Here is a 17,584-nt window from a genome sequence, read left to right as displayed (position 1 = left end):
CATCGATGCCGAACCACGCCGAAGCCACGACGACGCAGGCGCCGCAAGTCGCGCCGATTGCCGCGACCCCCGCGTCGGGTCCCGCCTTCATCGCGCCCGAAGCCGATCCGCAGGTTCTCGCGCGCAACAACCAGTACGTGCTGAAATCCGGCGACGCGTTCGTGGTCAGCGACGCGCTCGGCGACATCGGCGGGCATGACGACGGCCTGTTCGTCGACGACATGCGCGTGCTGTCGACCTGGCGCCTGACGTTCGGCGGCCGCGCGCCGTCGCTGCTGTCGGGTGCGACGAGCGCCGACAACGCGTCGTTCACCGCGCACCTGACGAACCGCCCGCTGCCGCCGCTCGGCGGCAAGGAGACGCCCGAGGGCGTGATCCATATCGAGCGCACGCGCGTGCTCGCGGGCGACGTGCTGTACGAAGCGCTGACGCTGACGAACTACGGCGCGAGCGAAGCCGAGGTGCCGCTGTCGCTGTCGTTCGCGGCCGATTTCAAGGACATGTTCGAAGTGCGCGGCACGCAGCGGCCGAAGCGCGGCACGGTGGGCGCGCCGCGCGTCGACGCGGGCGCGGTGCGGCTGCGCTACGACGGCCTCGACAGCGTGGAGCGCAACGTGACCGTGCATTTCTCGCCGGCGCCGGACGCGCTGTCGGTCGATCGCGCCGACTACACGCTGACGATCGCCGCGCAGGCGTGCGTGTCGATCTACCTGACCGTCGATGCGACGCTCGGGCCCGCGCAGGCCGAAGGGCCCGGATGCGGCCGCGTCGCGCTGCGCACCGCGCTCGTCGGCGTGCATCGCGAAATGCGCGCACGGCGCGAGTCGATGGCGCGCGTGAACACCGGCAATCCGCTGTTCGACGCCTGGCTCGATCGTTCGCTCGCGGATCTCGGGCTGCTCACGACGCAGCTCGACACGGGGCCGTACCCGTATGCGGGCATTCCGTGGTTCTCGACGCCGTTCGGCCGCGACGCGATCATCACGTCGCTGCAGATGCTGTGGCTGCAGCCGTCGCTCGCGCGCGGCGTGCTGCGTTTTCTCGCCGAGCATCAGGCGCGCGAGACCTCCGCGTTCCGCGATGCGGAGCCCGGCAAGATCATGCACGAGTTCCGCCGCAGCGAGATGGCCGCGACGGGCGAGGTGCCGTTCGCGCTGTACTACGGCGGCGTCGATACGACTCCGCTGTTCATCGTGCTCGCGGGCGCCTATGCCGAACGCACCGGCGACGATGCGCTGATCGACGAGCTGTGGCCCGCGCTCGAGCGCGCCGCGCAATGGGTGATCGACAAGTGCGACCGCAACCCGTACGGGCTGCTCGATTACCAGCGTACGTCGGAGCGCGGCCTCGCGAACCAGGGCTGGAAGGACAGCCACGATTCGGTGTTCCACGCGGATGGCCGTTTCCCGGACGGGCCGATCGCGCTCGTCGAAGTGCAGGCCTATGCGTGCGCGGCGCTCGACGCGATGTCGGCGTGCTCGCGCCGGCGCGGCCATGCGGCCGACGCGACGCGCTATGCGTTGCGCGCGAAGACGCTGCGCGACCAGGTCGATGCGCTGTTCTGGATGCCGGAAGGCGATTTCTACGGGATCGCGCTCGACGGTCATGGCGAGCTGTGCCGCGTGTCCGCGTCGAACGCGGGCCACCTGCTGGCATTCGGGCTGCCCGACGCCGAGCGCGGCGCGGCGGTCGCGGGCGTGCTCGGCTCGGCGCTGTTCCAGACGGGCTGGGGCATCCGCACGCTGGCGGCCGGCCAGCCGCGCTTCAATCCGATGGCCTATCACAACGGTTCGGTGTGGCCGCACGACAATGCGCTGATCGCGCGCGGCCTGGCGCGCTACGGCGACAAGACGGCCGCGGTGAATCTGCTGCGTGCGCTGTTCGAGGCGGCGGTGAGCTTCGAGATGCGCCTGCCGGAGCTGTTCTGCGGGTTCCCGCGCCGGCGCGGCGAACCGCCGACCGCGTATCCGGTGGCCTGCCTGCCGCAGGCGTGGGCGGCCGGCGCGCCGTTCATGATGCTGCAGGCGTGCCTCGGCGTGAGCATCGACGCGTCGCGCCACGAGGTGCGCGTCGAGCGCCCGGCATTGCCGGAAGGCGTCGACTGGCTGCGGATCGATGCGCTGCGCGTCGGCGACGAAACCGTGTCGCTGACGTTCCGCCGTGTCGACGGCCAGGTCATCGCGGCGGCGGAGCAGCCGGGCCGCGTGCAGGTGGTCGCGGTGCTGTAGCGCGGTGCCGCGCGAACGTTGCGCGATGTCGCGCCACGTTCGCGCGCAGCGGCATAGAATCGTGACATGACCCTTGAACGATGGCGGAGGTAGACGATGACGACCGACAACCGGCCCGACGACGGCGAGCACAAGCTCGAGAATCTCGAAGCGGCGGTCGACCACCTGCACAAGTCGATCGAATCGCAGAGCATTGCGGTCGGCGCGGCGAAGGGCATCCTGTTCAGCCTGATCGAAACGCTCGGCGCGCTGATCGGCGATCCCGATCTGCCCGAGCATGCGCGTTCCGGCTACGAAGCGCTGCGCGACAAGGCGAGCGAATTGCGCGGCGGCCTCGACCGTCACTGATGCACGGGCCGCGCACGCGCTGCCCGATTCGGTGGACGCGGCACAAAACCCCGTGCGCTCAATCAGTTAGGTGCCCGATACGCAGGATATCCACAAGCTTGCCAACACAATCTGTGGAGAACCGCCCGTCCCCGGGCCGGGCGGGCCGCGCGTGCAAGGCGTGCGGTTCGACAACCATTCCGGTGCCACACCATTGACCGGTCAAGGTCCGTGGATCGAATCCCCTTGTGTATCAAGATGTTATGCGTCCGATCTGACGGATATCCACAGGCTTGCCAACAAAATCTGTGGACAACTTGCAATCGATTGCGTCGCAATGGTTGACGATCCGATCGGCAGGGGCCGCGTGCGCGAAGCCCGCGCGCCAAGGCTGCCCGCTCCGTGCATCTGCACGTGAATGCGTGCGCGATCAAGGGCTTAGGCCGCGGGTACCCAGGATATCCACATCCTTGCCAACACTTTCTGTGGACAAGCGACGCCGCGTTACCCGGCCGCCGCCGCGCCGGCCGCTTCCGCGACGATCCAGTCGCGAAAGAGCGTCATCGCGGGCGTCAGCGGTTTCGACTTCAGCGACGTGAGCCAGTAGCCGCCCGCGCGCACGTCGATGTCGAGCGGCCGCGCGAGCTGGCCGAGTTGCAGTTCGCGCGCGAACATGCAGGCAGGCGCGAGTGCAACGCCCGCACCCTGCATCGCGGCCTCGACCATCAGCCGCGACGAATCGAACACGGGCCCGTTGACGGCCCACGGTTCGAGCCGCGCGGCGTCGAACCAGCCGTGCCACTCGTCGGTGCGATACGAGCGCAGCAGCGTTTCGTTCGCGAGATCGGCCGGCTGCGCGATGCGCCGCGCAATGTCCGGCGCGCACAGCGCGGTGAGCGGCGCATCGAGCAGCCGCTCGTTGCGCGTCGCCGGCCAGTTGCCTTCACCGAAGCGGATCGCGAAGTCGAGGCCCTCGGCGGCGAGATCGACGACGTTGTTGTGGGTCCGCAGCCGCAGCTCGACGAACGGGTGCGTGTCGCCGAACTGCTTCAGCCGCGGCATTAGCCAGCCTAGGGCAAAGGTGCCGACGACGCCGAGCGTCAACACCTCGTGGAAACGTCCGCCGTCGAACTGCTTGAGCACCGTCTCGATGCGACTGAACGCGTCGCTCAGCACCGGCAGCAGCGCGCGGCCCTCGTCGGTCAGCCCCAGGCCGCGCGGCAGCCGCGTAAACAGCGTACAGCCGAGTCGCTCCTCGAGCGAGCGCACCTGCTGGCTGACGGCGGCCTGGGTCACGCTCAGCTCGAGGCCGGCGCGCGTGAAGTTCAGGTGGCGCGCCGACGATTCGAACGCGCGCAACGCATTGAGCGGAAGATGAGGGCGGAGCTTAGTCATAAGAATTTCTTTTGTCAGCGCCCAATTATCGTTGCTTGTCAGTCAACCGTAAAGTCTCGATAGTGCGGTCTCGGCGGCCGGCCGTTTTCAACGCGTCGACCACGTTTCGCCGCCATTCCACCACGAGACAACCGACATGACCTACTCATCGAAACGTCGAACCCTGTTGCTGGCCGCCGCGACGGCGCCGCTCGTTTTCACCGTCACCGCGTGCGCGTCGCGGCCGGCCGCCGCGCCGGACGAAGCCACGGCGGCAGCGGCGGCTGCCGCGGATGCCATCGCGCCCGCGGCGGCCGCGGCGACGCTTGCCGATCTCGAGCGCGACGCGGGCGGCCGTCTCGGCGTGTGCGCGATCGACACGGCGAGCGGCCGGGTCATCGAGCATCGCGCGAGCGAGCGCTTCCCGTTCTGCAGCACGTTCAAGGCGATGCTGAGCGCGGCGGTGCTCGCGCAGAGCGTCGAGCGGCCGGGCTTGCTGCAACAGCGCGTGACGTATACGAAGGCCGACCTCGTCAACTATTCGCCGGTGTCGGAGAAGCATGTCGGCGCGGGCATGACGGTCGCCGCGCTGTGCGAGGCCACGATCCAGTACAGCGACAACTCGGCCGCGAACCTGCTGATGAAGCTGATCGGCGGCCCATCGGCGGTGACCGCCTACGCGCGCTCGATCGGCGACGACACGTTCCGGCTCGATCGATGGGAGACCGAACTGAATACCGCGCTGCCGGGCGACACGCGCGACACGACGACGCCCGCCGCGATGGCCGCCAGCCTGCGCGTGCTGACGCTCGGCGACGCATTGCCGGCCGCGCAGCGTGCGCAGCTCGTCGCATGGCTGCGCGGCAACAAGGTCGGCGACAAGCGGATTCGTGCGGGCGTGCCGGCCGGGTGGGCGGTGGGCGACAAGACCGGCACCGGCGACTACGGGACGACGAACGACGCGGGCGTCATCTGGCCGACGTCGCGCGCGCCGATCGTGCTGGCCGTGTACTACACGCAGGCTCGCGCCGATGCGCGGGCGAAGGACGACGTGATCGCGTCGGTCGCACGGATCGTCGCGCAGACGTTCGGCTGAGCAGCGTGGCACGGCGCGCGTGGCGAGTTCCGCGGACGCGCCGTGCCGCAGTCGTGACCCGCGCGCTCAAACGTTGTGCGATCAACGACTTGGAACACGCATGCTCAGGATATCCACATGCTTGCCAACAAAAATTGTGGACAAGCCTGCGCGCTGCGTCGTGCGGCGTGACACGCGCCGTCGTGCCGTGTTCGAAGCAGCGCGGACAAAGCCTTTCGGATCAAGCGCTTGGTCGCGGTATGCGCAGGCTATCCACACGCTTGCCAACAAAAATTGTGGACAAGCAGGGCAGCCGGCGTGGCAGGCGGCGCGCCACGCGCCGAGGCGGCATGCAACCGGCTATTGGGCGGCCGCGCGCCGCTTTCGAAGCAGCGCGGACAAAGCCTTTCGGATCAAGCGCTTGGTCACGGTATGCGCAGGCTATCCACATGCTTGCCAACACAATCTGTGGGTAAGTGCCGCCTGGCAAGTCAGGCCCGCGTGCGGCGGTTATGGCGTGCATCGGACTCGCATCGGCGCGGCGTCGTTGGCATCGTGATGCGAAGTGCGGCGAAGCGGTGTGCGCGATGGCCATGACGCGCGCCGCATCTGCATCACGCGTGCCAAAGTCCATCGGATCAAGGGTTTAGCGTCGCGGTGCGCAGGATATCCACAAGCTTGCCAACATTTTCTGTGGAGAAGTCCGCGTTCGCGATTCGGCCGATGCCACGCGTTGCCACGATTCGCACGCCGGCTCAAGCGGTGCAGATACCGGCCACGCCGACCTTCTGGAACAGGGGCGGACTGACGACGGTGGACGACGGGTAGGCCGACAGCTTCGCGACGAATTCCGGATGCGTGAAGGCCGCGCGAAACGCGTCCGTCGATTCCCGGATCGCGTCGTTCAGGTAGGTCGGGCTATTGCCGAGCGCGCGATGAAGCTGCGTCGAGATGAATCCCGGCTGCCGCTTCATGAATGCCGCGTCGTCCTTCCAGACGGCGAGAAAGTCGGCTTCGTCGGCGGGCGCCAGCGTGAACACGTTGACGAGCACGACCGGCCCGGCGTCGATCGCGATCTGTTGCTGGATCGGGCAGGCCGGATCCATCGGCTTGAACCGAGGCATGGGCACTCTTGGGGGGAGAGGGTGAGCGGGCGGTCACGCGTGGCGGTCCTGGCCGTGCGCGGCGGACATCGCCGACAGCACGCGCAGCGCTGCGTCGAGGTCGGCGGAACTGAAGTCGCCGGCGATGTCGCGGACATGCCGTTGCCACTGCTCGACCACGGCCTGATAGGCCGCTTCGCCACGCGGCGTCAGCGCATACAGCGGCGAGCGCTTGTGCGCCGGATTGGGCAACGACAGCACCAGCCCTTCGTCGGTCAGCACGTTGATCTGTTTCAGCACGGCTTGCCGCGTGATGCCCATCGCATCGGCGATCTGCGGAATGTTCGGCGCGTCCGGCGCCATCGAGATCGCGCCCAGCACCTGCCAGCGCGCACTGGTCAAGCCGTGCGGCCCGGCAAAGGTGTTGCCCCATTCGATCAGCAGGCCGTTCAAGCGGAATACGGACAGCGCGACGGCGGTCAATTTGTCGGATTTCGTCATATTCCGCTCGAGTCGTAAATTGACAACTAATTTACGAAATTGACAATAGGTTGTCGAATTGGCGAGTCGGGCGGATCGACAACGACAACTGACGCGAACGCGTGCTTGCCCCGCGCCGGCGCGTTTGCCGCGCACGCACGACAAACCCTTTCCGATCAATGACTTGATGCCGTTAATGGAAGCTTGTCCACAAGCTTGCCAACATAATCTGTGGACAAAAGCCGCCCGCCACGCGCATCAGGCCGGCCGTGGAAAGCGCACCGTGACGGTCAGCCCGCGCCCGCCGCGCGTGGTGCCGAGTGCGACGGTCGCGCGATGCTGTTCGGCGATTCGCTTGACGATCGACAACCCGAGCCCGCTGCCCGACGACGTGACCGCCTGTGCGCCTTCGCCGCGATAGAAGCGCTCCCACACGTCGGTGCGTTCGGCCTCCGGAATGCCGGGGCCGTCATCGGCGACCTCGAGCACGGGCGTCTCGCCGTCGATGCGCGCCGACACGTCGATGCGCGCGCCTTCGCCCGCATAGCGGATCGCGTTGTCGACGAGGTTGTTCAGCAGCACGCGCAATGTGTCGACATTGCCTGCGGCCATCACGGGTGCGTCGACGATCGCGCCGAGATCGATGCGGTGCGCATCGGCGACGCGCGCGCGGTCCGACACCACCGAGCGGCACAGCGCCGCGAGATCGACCGGCGCCGATGCGGCGACGGCCGCTTGCGCATCGGGTTCGAGGCGCGCGAGCGTCAGCAACTGTTCGGCGAGGTGGCCGAGGCGCGTCGTGCCCGCATGGATTTGCGCGAGGATATGCTCGCGTTCCTCCGCGGTCGCTGCACGCCGCAGCAGTTCCGACTGGATCGACAGTCCCATGATCGGCGTGCGCAGCTCGTGCGCGGCATCGGCGATGAAGTGCCGCTGCAGCGTGAACGAGCGGTCGAGGCGTGCGAGCAGGTCGTTGATCGCTTCGGCGAGCGGGCGAACCTCGTTCGGCATCGATGCGACGTCGACCGGCTCGAGATTGTTCGCATTCCTGCGTTTCAGGCCGGCCGCGATCGCCCGCAATGGCCGCAGCCCCGCACCGATGCCGAACCACAGGCCGAGCGCGAGCAGCGGCAGCATCGAGAACACGGGCCACAGCAGGTGGACGGCGATGCCCGCGATCGCTTCCCAGCGCGCATGCCGCGCCTGCGCGAGCCGGATCGTCGTGCCGCCGCGCTCGGTCACGTAGGTGCGCCACGGCTGGCCGCCGACGTCGACGCTCCCGATGCCCTGCTGCGCGGGCGGCGGCAGTTTCGAATCGCGGTCGGTCGAATACACCAGCGTGCCGTTGCGCCACACCTGCAACAGCACGGCATCGGGGTCGCTCGCTTCGAAGCCGTGCTTGCCCTTGGCGTGGTTGCTGAACGACAGCTCGCCGTTCGGGCCGACGACGATCTGTTTCGACATGCTGCGCATCTGGTCGTCGAGCAGATCGTCGAGTTCGCGCAGCGCGCCCCAGTAGGTGCCGGCGCTCGCGACCAGGCCGATCACGCACGCGGCCGGCAGCAGCCACGTCAGCAGGCGCCGCCGCAGCGACGCGTTGCGCCAGCGCGCGACCGCGCGTTGCATCCGCGTCACGTGCCGTCACCGATCCGGTAGCCGACGCCGCGCACCGTGCGGATCATGTCGTGGCCGAGCTTTTTACGCAGGTTGTGGATATGCACCTGCACCGCGTTGCTCTCGATTTCCTCGCCCCAGCTGTACAGCCGTTCCTCGAACTGTTCGCGCGAGATCACCGCGCCCGGTTCGCGCATCAGCTCGTGCAGCAGCACGAATTCCTTCGGCGACAGCGGCACTTCGTCGTCGTCGAGCCAGACGAGGTGCTTGACGGGATCGAGCCGCAGCGGGCCGATCGCGAGCGTCGTCTGCGCGCGGCCCGCATGGCGGCGGGTGACTGCGCGGATGCGGGCGAGCAGTTCGTCGAGCTCGAACGGCTTGACGAGATAATCGTCCGCGCCGCTGTCGAGGCCCGCGATGCGGTCGGGCACGCCGTCGCGCGCGGTGATGATGATCGCGGGCAGGTTTTCGTCGCGGCGGCGCAGCGCGGCGAGCACCGACAAACCGTCGCGGTTCGGCAGCCCGAGATCGAGCAGCAGCAGCCCGTAGCCGGTCGTACGCAGCGCGAGCGACGCGGCGTCGCCGTCCTTCACCCAGTCGACCGCGAAGCCTTCCTGTTTGAGGCCCTGTTCGAGCCCGCTACCGATCAGCGGATCGTCCTCGACGAGCAGTACGCGCATGGATTTCGTGCCTCTCCAACGGGGGCGCCTCGGCGCCCGGGGTACTCATGATAAGCGCACGCGTCTTAGGCGAAGCTTAAATGCGCGCGGTGCGCGACCCGCTTGCGTACTCGTCCAATGCAGCACCGTGTCACGTCGGTACGCCCTTCAGGTTTGCTTAATCTTACGGTCCGTAATATGGCGCCGTCGCGTTCAACGGAGCGCGGCGCCACATCAACAAGAGGACCGAGATCATGAAACACCTGGCCAGCATCCTGGCGGTTGCGCTCGTCGCGCTGCCTGCCGCCGTCTACGCGCAATACACGGGGCCGTCCGCGCTGACCACGACGACCGTGAAGGAATTGCTCGCCAACGGCCGGGACGACCAGCACGTGCAGTTGCAGGGGCGCATCGTCAAGCACGTCGGCGGCGAGGATTACGAGTTCGCCGACGCCACCGGCACGATCCGCGTCGAGATCGACCACAAGTTGTGGGCGGCGGGCCAGCCTGTCAGCGACCGGAACGAAGTGAAGCTGACCGGCGAATTCGAGCGCAAGTGGTCGGGCAGCGTGAAGGTCGACGCCGATCACGTCGAAGTGCTGCGCTGACCGGTGGGCGCGGGGCCGGTGATACCATGGACGACCGGTTCCCGTTCCCACCAAGATGGCCGCCAATTTCGACGAACTCGCGTCCCGGATCCGGGCGCAATTTTCCGAGCTGAGCCCGCAATTCCAGGCGGGCGCCGCCTTCCTGCTCGATCATCCCGACGAAGTCGCCACGTCGTCGATGCGCAAGGTCGCGCAGCGCGCGCAGGTGCAGCCTGCATCGCTCGTGCGGCTCGCGCAGCAATTCGGTTTTCCCGGCTGGAACGAGCTGCGCGACCTGTGCGTCGCGCGCGTGCGCACGCGTCCCGAGCCGCTCACGCAACGCGCGCGCTCGCTCGTGCGGCCCGACGCGAAGGCGTCGCTCGCGCACGATCTGCTCGCCGCGCAGCAGCACAACCTGTCGGCGACCGCCACGCAGAACGAGCACGCGCTCGCGGATGCGGCGAAGCTGATCCGCAAGGCATCGCACGTGCACGTGGCGGGGTTTCGCTCGTGCTATCCGGTCGCATTCGGTTTCGTCTATGGCTACCGGCTGTTCCGTCCGACCGTGTCGCTGCTCAACGGCGTCGCCGGTTCGCTCGAAATGGAGCTGCGAGCGATCGCGAAGCAGAGCGTGACGGTGATCATCAGCTTCGCGCCGTATTCGGCCGAGGCGACGCGCGTCGCGCAGGCGGCAAAAGCCCAGGGCAGCAAGATCGTCGCGATCACGGACAGCGCGGTGTCGCCGATCGCGCTGCACGCGGACGCGCAACTGATCTTCACGCACGACAGCCCGTCGTTCTTTCCGTCGCTGGTGGCCGCGCATGCGATGGCCGAGGCGCTCGTCGCGCAGTTGCTGGCGCTTGAAGGCAGCGATGCGGTCGCGGCGCTCGAGCGGACCGAGGCGGAACTGCACGCGAAGGGCGCGTACGTCGTTTGACGGGCGCGATCCATGCAGCTTGTTGGGCCCACTTTCAATGACGACCCGATGCAACCGATGACGTTGACCTACGCAGTGACCGACACGGCCGACGCGGACGTGCGCAAGCAGATCGTCGCGCCGCTCGTCCGCTTCAACGAAAGCCAGGCCGGCCCGGCCGATTTCCGGCCGCTGGCCGTGATCGCGACCGACGCGGCCGGCGCGGTGGTCGGCGGCCTGTGGGGCGGCACGGCGTTCGGCTGGCTGCATGTCGACCTGCTCGTGGTGCCCGAGGCCGCGCGCGGCCAGGGCGCCGGCACGCGCATCATGGATCTGGCCGAACGAGAGGCCGTCGCGCGCGGCTGCCACAGCGCGTGGCTCGACACGTTCGACTTCCAGGCGAGGCCGTTCTACGAGAAGCGCGGCTATGTGCGTTTCGGCGAGCTGCCCGATTATCCGGTCGGGCACACGCGCATCTTCCTGACGAAGAAACTCGCGGGCTGAACGGCGCGGCACGGTTGACGATGCCGGTGGCCGTCGCCTACGATACCGGGCAGCGATGCAGGTCGCTTCCGGGTCCGCGGAAAGGGTTCAACCCACCTGTCGTAGCCAATCCAGTCTTCCCCATCCTTCGTGCTGGCGGTATTGCGGACCTTCGGCCATCCATGCACGAGGATCCGCATGAAAAAGCTGCCTCCGAACGCCCATCCCGATCATCTGAAAAAGCAGGCGAAGGCATTGTTGCGCCTGTACCGGCAGGGCGACGCCGATGCCGTCGCGCGCTTCGTCGAATTCCTGCCCGCCGCCGCACATCGCACGCATGACGAAACGCTCGCGCTCGGGCTGCGCCTGCACGACGCGCAGTCCTGCATCGCACGCGAGTACGGCTTTGCTTCGTGGGCCGATCTCGGCGTGTTCGTCGAAACGCATGCGCTCACGCGGCAACCGCGATCGCGGCTGATCCGGCGCTGGCTCGATCTCGCCTACGGCGCCGACGTGACCGGCGGCTTCGACGCGGCCCGGCCGCGCGTCGCCGCGCAATTGCTGCTCGATCATCCCGATCTCGTGTCGGCGGACCCGATCGTCGCGTGTGCGGCCGGCGATCTCGACGCGGTGAAGGCGGCGGTGGCGGCCGATTCCGGCTGGATCGCGCGCGCCGACGGTGCGCTGAAGTTGCCGCCGCTCGTCGCCGTCACGCATTCGCGGCTCGCGCAGCTTCCCGAATTCGCAGCCAGGTTGCGTGCGTGCGCGCGTCATCTGCTCGATGCGGGCGCCGATCCGAACCAGCGGATCGGCAACCGGTATCCGCCGGCCTCGCTTGCCGAGCCCGACGAGTCGAAACCGTTGTCGGCGCTATATGGCGCCGCCGGCGTCAATCGCGATCCGGTGCTCACCGCGATGCTGCTGGAAGCCGGCGCCGATCCGAACGACGGCGAATCGCTGTATCACTCGGTGGAGAATCCGGCGTGCACGCGTCTGCTGCTCGAGCACGGCGCACGGGTGGGCGGGACGAATGCGTTGCGGCGCGCCCTCGACGTGCCCGACGCGGCCGCGCTCGAGTTGCTGCTCGCGCACGGTGGCGACCCGAACGAACCGGCCGGCGAAGGGCCGACGAAGCTGTGGGGGGCGCCGTTGCTGCGTGCGATCGCCGTGCGTTGCCCGGCAGGCCATGTCGCGGCGCTGCTCGCGGCCGGCGCCGATCCCGGCGCGCGGACCGCGGCGGGCGTCGGCGCGTACCGGCTGGCTATGCAGACCGGGTTGTCCGACGTGGCGGCGTTGTTGCGCGCGGCCGGCGCGGACGAGGCGCTCGATGCGCACGACGCGTTCATCGCGGCCTGCGCGCGTGCCGATGCCGACGACGCGCGGCGCATCCAGGCGGAACACCCCGAACTCCCCGGCGCGCTGTCCGGCGACCGGCTGCGGCTGCTGCCGGATGCCGCCGCATGGGGCTCGCGCGATGCGGTGAAGGTGATGGTCGAGCTGGGCTGGCCGATCGCCGCGCGCGGCGGCGACTGGGACGCGAGCGCGCTGAATCACGCGGTGTTTCGCGGCGATGCCGAGCTGCTGGCGTTCCTGCTTGCACACGGCGCGAGCTGGCGCGACCTGCACGGGTTCGGCAGCGATGCGCTCGGTACGTTGTCGTGGGCGTCCGTCAACGAGCCGGCCGGCGTCGGCGATCCCGACTGGGAAGCGTGCGCGCGCATGCTGCTTGCGTACGGCGTGCCGCCGGCGGTGCGCGATCCGTCGAATCCGGAAGGCGTGGTGATCGACGGTCGCGCGATGCGGTTCTCCGAGGCCGTCACCGACGTGTTGCTCGGCGTCGACGACGGGCAGCCCGCATCGACGTGACGCGACGCGGGCGACCGTGCGCGGGGGGCCGCATTCGGCACGGGCGAGTTTTCCCGTTGCGCGACGACATTTCGGCAAACGCTGAAACGTCGCGTGCACGACCGGCGTAAGCTCACCGTCAACACCTTCCCGGAGTTCGCGATGACCCGTTCCGACCAGCAAGCCCGCCACGCCGAAGCTTTCCGTGCACTGCACACGCGCCCCGGCGCGTTCATCATCCCGAACCCGTGGGACGCCGGCACCGCGCGCCTGCTCGCGATGGCCGGCTTCGAAGCGCTCGCCACGACGAGCGCCGGCTACGCGTTTTCGAAAGGGCGGCCCGACAACGCGATCGACCGCGACGCGATGCTCGATCACATCGCCGATCTCGTCGCCGCGGGCGGCTTGCCCGTCAGCGCCGATCTCGAGAACGGCTTCGGCGACGCGCCCGACACGGTGGCCGAAACGATCCGGCTGGCGGCCGAGGCGGGCGCGGTCGGCGGCTCGATCGAGGATGCGACCGGCCGCGCCGATGCGCCGATCTATGCGCGCGACGCGTCGGTCGAACGCATCGCGGCGGCCGTCGACGCGGCGCGCGCGTTGCCGTTTCCGTTCACGCTGACCGCGCGCTGCGAAAACTACCTGCACGGCCGCCGCGACCTCGACGACACGATCGCGCGGCTCGTCGCCTATCGCGACGCGGGCGCCGACGTGCTGTATGCGCCCGGCATCACCGACGCCGACGAGATCGCGGCGTTGACCCGCGCGGTCGGCGCGCCCGTCAATGTCGTCATGGGTCTGCAGGGCGGGTTGCTGAGCCTCGACGAGCTGGCCGCGCTCGGCGTGAAGCGCGTCAGCGTCGGCGGCGCGCTGGCGCGGGCCGCGCTGGGCGCATTCCTGCGCGCGGCGACGGAGATGAGGCGCGACGGCACGTTCACGTTTGCCCGGGCAGCCGTGCCGGGGCGCGATATCAACCGCTGGTTCGCGGCGCCGGATAATTCGCCGATTTTGTCCGGCGAATGAGCCCCAATAAAATCCGGAATCGTTTCCAATCAAGCATTGATTGACAATAATCAATCGGTTTCGCGTCCGCATTAATCGTCGATGCTGATGCGAAAATCGTCGTTTATTCTCCGCATTCCGCCCGATCAGCCGCCGCCGGCGCGCAAACGACGCCGGATCCGAGGCCCGGTGGGCCCTCATGCGCGACGATACCGCCCATTGTTGCAGGTTCCCGTTCAGAACGTTTCAGTCCACGGGAGTTGCCGGATGATTTTTTGATTGATAATCTGCGTCACGTTCGAATGGCCGGCGAGTGGGTTGCCGGGAATATCAATATATTCAATATATAAAAAGCTGAGAGAGCGATGACGATCCGAGAAAATCACCGCGTCAGGTTTCGCGTGGGCGATGTCGTGACGCTGAAAACGGGCGGGCCGCGCATGACCGTCACCTATGCCGGGCCGGTCGTGTTCGACGACGGCGACTGGCTGATCTGCCAGTGGTTCGACGAAAACGGCGAGTTCCGGCAGGAAATGTTTCATCACGACACGGTGGCGCCCGAGCCGCGCGCGATTTCGGCCGGGCGGGTCCGGCTGCGCATGCAGTCGCACCGCTACCGGTCGGCGGCCTGACGCCGGCCGGCCGCCGCGATGCCGCGACGCGCGGCGGCCGTGCGACGACATTTCACGCCATACCGAAACATGCGGCGGCGCGCTGCGCCGATACTGAACGCATGAACCCGACCGATCCCATTGCCGCGGTCACGCACCGCGATCCCTATCCCTATTACGCCGCGCTCGTCGACGGGCCGCCGCTTGCGTTCGACGCCACGCTCGGCCTGTGGGTCGCGAGCCGCGCGGCGGCCGTGACGGCCGTGCTCGGCCATCCGGCCTGCCGCGTGCGCCCGCTCGACGCGCCGGTGCCGCCCGCGCTGCGCGGCACGACGGCCGGTGCGCTGTTCGGCGAATTGGTGCGCATGAACGATGGCGCGTCGCGACACGACCTGCCGAAGCAGGTGTTGCGTACGGCGTTCGCTCCGATCGACACGGACGCGCTGCGCGCTCGCGCCGACGCGCTTGCCGCGCGGCGCTTGCCGACGCCGGGCGATGCCGATGCGCTGAACGCGTGGTGCATGACGGTGCCGGTGTGCGCGGTTGCCGATCTGCTCGGCTTCGACGACACGCAACTCGACGACATCGCCGCGCGGGTCGTCGAGTTCGTCGCCGCGCTGTCGCCGCTGTCGGATGCCGCGGCGCTGGCGCGCGCGAGCGACGCGGCGCGGCACCTGCTCGACCGGATGACGGAACGCGTCGCGCAGTCGCACGCGCACGACGGCACGCTGGTCGCCGCCGTGCAGCAGGCGGCCCGCGCGTCGGGCTGGCACGCGAGCGGCGCGCTGGTCGCGAATCTCGTCGGGTTGCTGTCGCAGACGTGCGAGGCGACGGCCGCCTGGCTCGGCAATGCAATCGTGGCATGGAACGGCGAAGCAGGCGCGGTGCCGGACGCGGCCGCGCTCGACGCATTCGTCGCCGAAGTCGGGCGTTTCGATGCGCCGGTGCAGAACACGCGCCGCTTCGTCGCGGCGCGCACGTCGATCGAAGGCGTGAGCGTCGAGGCCGGCGATGCGATCCTCGTCGTGCTCGCGGCGGCGAACCGCGATGCGGCCGTGCACCGCGATCCGCACCGGCTGATGCCGGGGCGCACGGCCGGGCCGAATTTCGGCTTCGGCACGGGGCCGCACGGGTGTCCGGGCGAGCGGATCGCACGGGCGGTGACGGCGGGGGCGTTCGCGGCGCGATTGCGCGCGGGCGGCTGGCCGCCGCACGGCGCACTGAGGTGGGATTACCGCGCGTCGACCAATGTCAGGATGCCGAAGTTCGACGCGAGTCGGTGAAGCGGAAAGAGGGGCTTAACGGCAGCCTTGTTTTTCCGCCCATTGCTCCTGGGCGGCGACGCGGCGCTGCACGCGTTCGACGAGGCCGGTCGAGAAGGTCCGCATGCTGACGCCGCGGCGCGTCGCGAGGATCGTCTGCGCGACGTCGGTGCGCGGGTTCGGCTGGCACGCCCAGTACAGCGTCATCAGCCAGCCGATGCCCGTCCACGCGAACAGCGCGTTGAACATCGCGATCGTCAGTTTGTCGTGCCGGCCGCGCCGGTCGGCAATGACGGCCGGCAGGAAATAGAGCGCGATCGCCGCGACTGAACCGGCCACTTGAATCAGGACTGCATCATGCATGGTGCTGCTCCGTCCGAACTGCAATGAGGCTGATTGTCGCGCTTTTTCCGTTCGTGTGCAGGCAATTGATTGTTGCGCTTTGGGTGACGATCAGGCGGCTTCGGCGTCGGCTGGCTGCGCGTCCTTGCTCAGCGCGAAACCTTCGTCGAGCCAGCCCGTCACACCGCCGATCATCAGCTTGACCGGCCGGCCGAGGCGCGCGAGCCGGATCGCCGCGCGCGCGGCGCCGTTGCAGTGCGGCCCCGCGCAGTAGACGACGAACAGCGTATCGGCCGGGTAACCGGCGAGCTTGCTTTCGATGATCTTGCGGCGCGGCAGGTTGCGCGCGCCGGGCACGTGGCCGGCGGCGAACAGGTCGGGGCCGCGCACGTCCAGCAGCACGAAATCGGGCGTGCCGGACGCGAGTGCGTCGTGCACGTCCCAGCAATCGGTCTCGAAGCGCAGCGATGCCTCGAAGTGCGCGAGCGCGGCGGGGCTGTCGGCGGCGGGGACGTCGGTGACATAGGACATGGTCGGGCTCTCCTGGTTGAGCGGGCACGGAACGCGCCGCAATGAAGGGCAGTATCGCGGTTCGGGCCGTTTCGCGGCAGTGGCGCGATCGACAAGTTCCGGTAACATCGCGCCATGCACAATCATCTCGTCGTCGCGCTCGCCTACGATCGTCTCTGCACGTTCGAATTCGGCTGCGTGGTCGAACTATTCGCCCTCGAGCGCCCCGAACTCGGCGTCGGCTGGTATCGCTTCGCGGTATGCGCGAGCGAACCGGGGCCCGTGCGCGCGGCGGGCGGCATTACCGTTGCCGCGCCTTACCGGCTTGCGACACTCGATCGCGCGGACACCATCGTGATTCCCGGCTGGCGGGATCCGGACGAACTGCCGCCCGAGCCGTTGCTGAAGAAGCTGCGGGCGGCCCACCGGCGCGGCGCGCGGCTCTGCTCGATCTGTTCGGGCGTGTTCGTGCTGGCGGCGGCCGGCGTGCTCGACGGTCTCACCGTGACGACGCACTGGCGGTATGCGGAGCGCCTGCAGGCGCGTTATCCGGCGCTGCGCGTGAATCCCGATGCGCTGTACGTCGATGAAGGACAGATCGTCACGTCGGCCGGCTCGGCGGCGGGGCTCGACATGCTGCTGCATCTCGTGCGCCGCGATCACGGCGGTGCGATCGCGAATCGCGTCGCGCAGCGCCTCGTGCTGCCGCCGCATCGCGACGGCGGGCAGGCGCAGTTCGTGCCGCGTCCGGTTGCGCCGGGCGGCACCGACCGGCTCGCGAAGCTGATCGACTGGATGCGCGCGCATGCGGCCGAGCCGCACACGCTCGCGTCGCTCGCCGCGCAGGCCGCGATGAGCACGCGCACGCTGCAGCGTCAGTTCGCGGATGCGACCGGGATGTCGCCGCTCGCATGGCTGATCCGCGAACGCGTCAACGTCGCGAAGGACATGCTCGAAGCGCACCCCGCGTTGCCGCTTGCGCAGGTCGCGGCGCGTGCCGGATTCGGGTCCGAGGAATCGCTGCGCCGGCATTTCCGGCGCGTCGCGGCGACGAGCCCGGCCGCGTACCGGCGCGGGATGGATCGCGGCGGCACGTAGCAGGCGCCGGGCCGGATCGCACGTGCGCGACGAAGAAAAGCACCCCCGACGTGGCGCGGCCACTCATT

18 protein-coding genes are annotated in these 17,584 nt (G+C 68.8%); 11 read left to right on the top strand and 7 right to left on the bottom strand.

Annotated elements, in window-relative coordinates:
* Window positions 1–5 precede the first annotated feature (5 nt).
* Together CFB81_RS24970 and CFB81_RS24965 are read left to right on the top strand one after the other, a co-directional pair.
* Complete coding sequence (locus CFB81_RS24970) at window positions 6–2,228, top strand: amylo-alpha-1,6-glucosidase (RefSeq protein ID WP_089436861.1); 2,223 nt, start codon at window positions 6–8, stop codon at window positions 2,226–2,228.
* 96 nt (window positions 2,229–2,324) lie between these two features.
* Window positions 2,325–2,576, top strand: a complete 252-nt coding sequence (locus CFB81_RS24965; protein WP_006482135.1) for a hypothetical protein — start codon at window positions 2,325–2,327, stop codon at window positions 2,574–2,576.
* Window positions 2,577–3,059: 483 nt separating this feature from the next.
* On the opposite strand, the gene penR is transcribed toward CFB81_RS24965, so the two are convergent.
* On the bottom strand, window positions 3,060–3,950 hold the full coding sequence (gene penR / locus CFB81_RS24960; protein WP_089436860.1) for a beta-lactamase transcriptional regulator PenR: 891 nt from the start codon (window positions 3,948–3,950) through the stop codon (window positions 3,060–3,062).
* Window positions 3,951–4,086: 136 nt separating this feature from the next.
* Here penR and blaPEN-B point away from each other — a divergent pair, with 136 nt between their 5' ends.
* Window positions 4,087–5,025: a PEN-B family class A beta-lactamase gene (gene blaPEN-B, locus CFB81_RS24955; protein WP_089436859.1), complete on the top strand. Its 939-nt coding sequence runs from the start codon at window positions 4,087–4,089 to the stop codon at window positions 5,023–5,025.
* A gap of 734 nt (window positions 5,026–5,759) precedes the next feature.
* Here blaPEN-B and CFB81_RS24945 read toward each other — a convergent pair.
* From CFB81_RS24945 to CFB81_RS24930, 4 genes are all read right to left on the bottom strand, one after another.
* On the bottom strand, window positions 5,760–6,128 hold the full coding sequence (locus CFB81_RS24945; RefSeq protein WP_089436858.1) for an antibiotic biosynthesis monooxygenase: 369 nt from the start codon (window positions 6,126–6,128) through the stop codon (window positions 5,760–5,762).
* A gap of 33 nt (window positions 6,129–6,161) precedes the next feature.
* A complete protein-coding gene (locus tag CFB81_RS24940) occupies window positions 6,162–6,608 on the bottom strand; it encodes a MarR family winged helix-turn-helix transcriptional regulator (RefSeq protein WP_089436857.1) in 447 nt (148 codons plus the stop codon).
* Window positions 6,609–6,845: 237 nt separating this feature from the next.
* Window positions 6,846–8,213: an ATP-binding protein gene (locus CFB81_RS24935; protein ID WP_373452658.1), complete on the bottom strand. Its 1,368-nt coding sequence runs from the start codon at window positions 8,211–8,213 to the stop codon at window positions 6,846–6,848.
* Between the two features lie 5 nt (window positions 8,214–8,218).
* Window positions 8,219–8,881 (bottom strand): response regulator, encoded by a 663-nt coding sequence (locus CFB81_RS24930; RefSeq protein WP_069617335.1) that lies wholly within the window; start codon window positions 8,879–8,881, stop codon window positions 8,219–8,221.
* A gap of 233 nt (window positions 8,882–9,114) precedes the next feature.
* Here CFB81_RS24930 and CFB81_RS24925 point away from each other — a divergent pair, with 233 nt between their 5' ends.
* From CFB81_RS24925 to CFB81_RS24895, 7 genes are all read left to right on the top strand, one after another.
* Window positions 9,115–9,468, top strand: a complete 354-nt coding sequence (locus CFB81_RS24925) for a YgiW/YdeI family stress tolerance OB fold protein (RefSeq protein WP_089436855.1) — start codon at window positions 9,115–9,117, stop codon at window positions 9,466–9,468.
* A gap of 55 nt (window positions 9,469–9,523) precedes the next feature.
* Complete coding sequence (locus CFB81_RS24920) at window positions 9,524–10,384, top strand: MurR/RpiR family transcriptional regulator (protein ID WP_069617333.1); 861 nt, start codon at window positions 9,524–9,526, stop codon at window positions 10,382–10,384.
* 57 nt (window positions 10,385–10,441) lie between these two features.
* Window positions 10,442–10,867, top strand: coding sequence for an N-acetyltransferase (locus tag CFB81_RS24915; protein ID WP_089437132.1), 426 nt, complete (start codon window positions 10,442–10,444; stop codon window positions 10,865–10,867).
* A 177-nt stretch (window positions 10,868–11,044) separates the two neighbouring features.
* Window positions 11,045–12,712: an ankyrin repeat domain-containing protein gene (locus tag CFB81_RS24910; RefSeq protein WP_089436854.1), complete on the top strand. Its 1,668-nt coding sequence runs from the start codon at window positions 11,045–11,047 to the stop codon at window positions 12,710–12,712.
* A gap of 141 nt (window positions 12,713–12,853) precedes the next feature.
* Window positions 12,854–13,714, top strand: a complete 861-nt coding sequence (locus tag CFB81_RS24905; protein ID WP_089437131.1) for an oxaloacetate decarboxylase — start codon at window positions 12,854–12,856, stop codon at window positions 13,712–13,714.
* A 344-nt stretch (window positions 13,715–14,058) separates the two neighbouring features.
* Window positions 14,059–14,325, top strand: coding sequence for a YodC family protein (locus CFB81_RS24900; protein ID WP_050018134.1), 267 nt, complete (start codon window positions 14,059–14,061; stop codon window positions 14,323–14,325).
* Window positions 14,326–14,426: 101 nt separating this feature from the next.
* Window positions 14,427–15,587 (top strand): cytochrome P450, encoded by a 1,161-nt coding sequence (locus CFB81_RS24895; RefSeq protein WP_089436853.1) that lies wholly within the window; start codon window positions 14,427–14,429, stop codon window positions 15,585–15,587.
* A 15-nt stretch (window positions 15,588–15,602) separates the two neighbouring features.
* Here CFB81_RS24895 and CFB81_RS24890 read toward each other — a convergent pair whose 3' ends face one another.
* Together CFB81_RS24890 and CFB81_RS24885 are read right to left on the bottom strand one after the other, a co-directional pair.
* Complete coding sequence (locus CFB81_RS24890) at window positions 15,603–15,929, bottom strand: superinfection immunity protein (protein WP_089436852.1); 327 nt, start codon at window positions 15,927–15,929, stop codon at window positions 15,603–15,605.
* A 90-nt stretch (window positions 15,930–16,019) separates the two neighbouring features.
* A complete protein-coding gene (locus CFB81_RS24885; protein ID WP_069617330.1) occupies window positions 16,020–16,439 on the bottom strand; it encodes a rhodanese-like domain-containing protein in 420 nt (139 codons plus the stop codon).
* 114 nt (window positions 16,440–16,553) lie between these two features.
* Here CFB81_RS24885 and ftrA point away from each other — a divergent pair, with 114 nt between their 5' ends.
* The gene (gene ftrA / locus CFB81_RS24880) at window positions 16,554–17,516 is read left to right on the top strand and encodes a transcriptional regulator FtrA (protein ID WP_089436851.1); all 963 of its coding nucleotides are present in this window, start codon (window positions 16,554–16,556) and stop codon (window positions 17,514–17,516) included.
* Window positions 17,517–17,584: the final 68 nt, after the last annotated feature.

It is taken from the genome of Burkholderia sp. AU28863 (assembly GCF_002223195.1).
Classification (GTDB): Bacteria; Pseudomonadota; Gammaproteobacteria; order Burkholderiales; family Burkholderiaceae; genus Burkholderia; species Burkholderia sola.
This window is presented reverse-complemented; position numbering and strand designations above follow the sequence as displayed.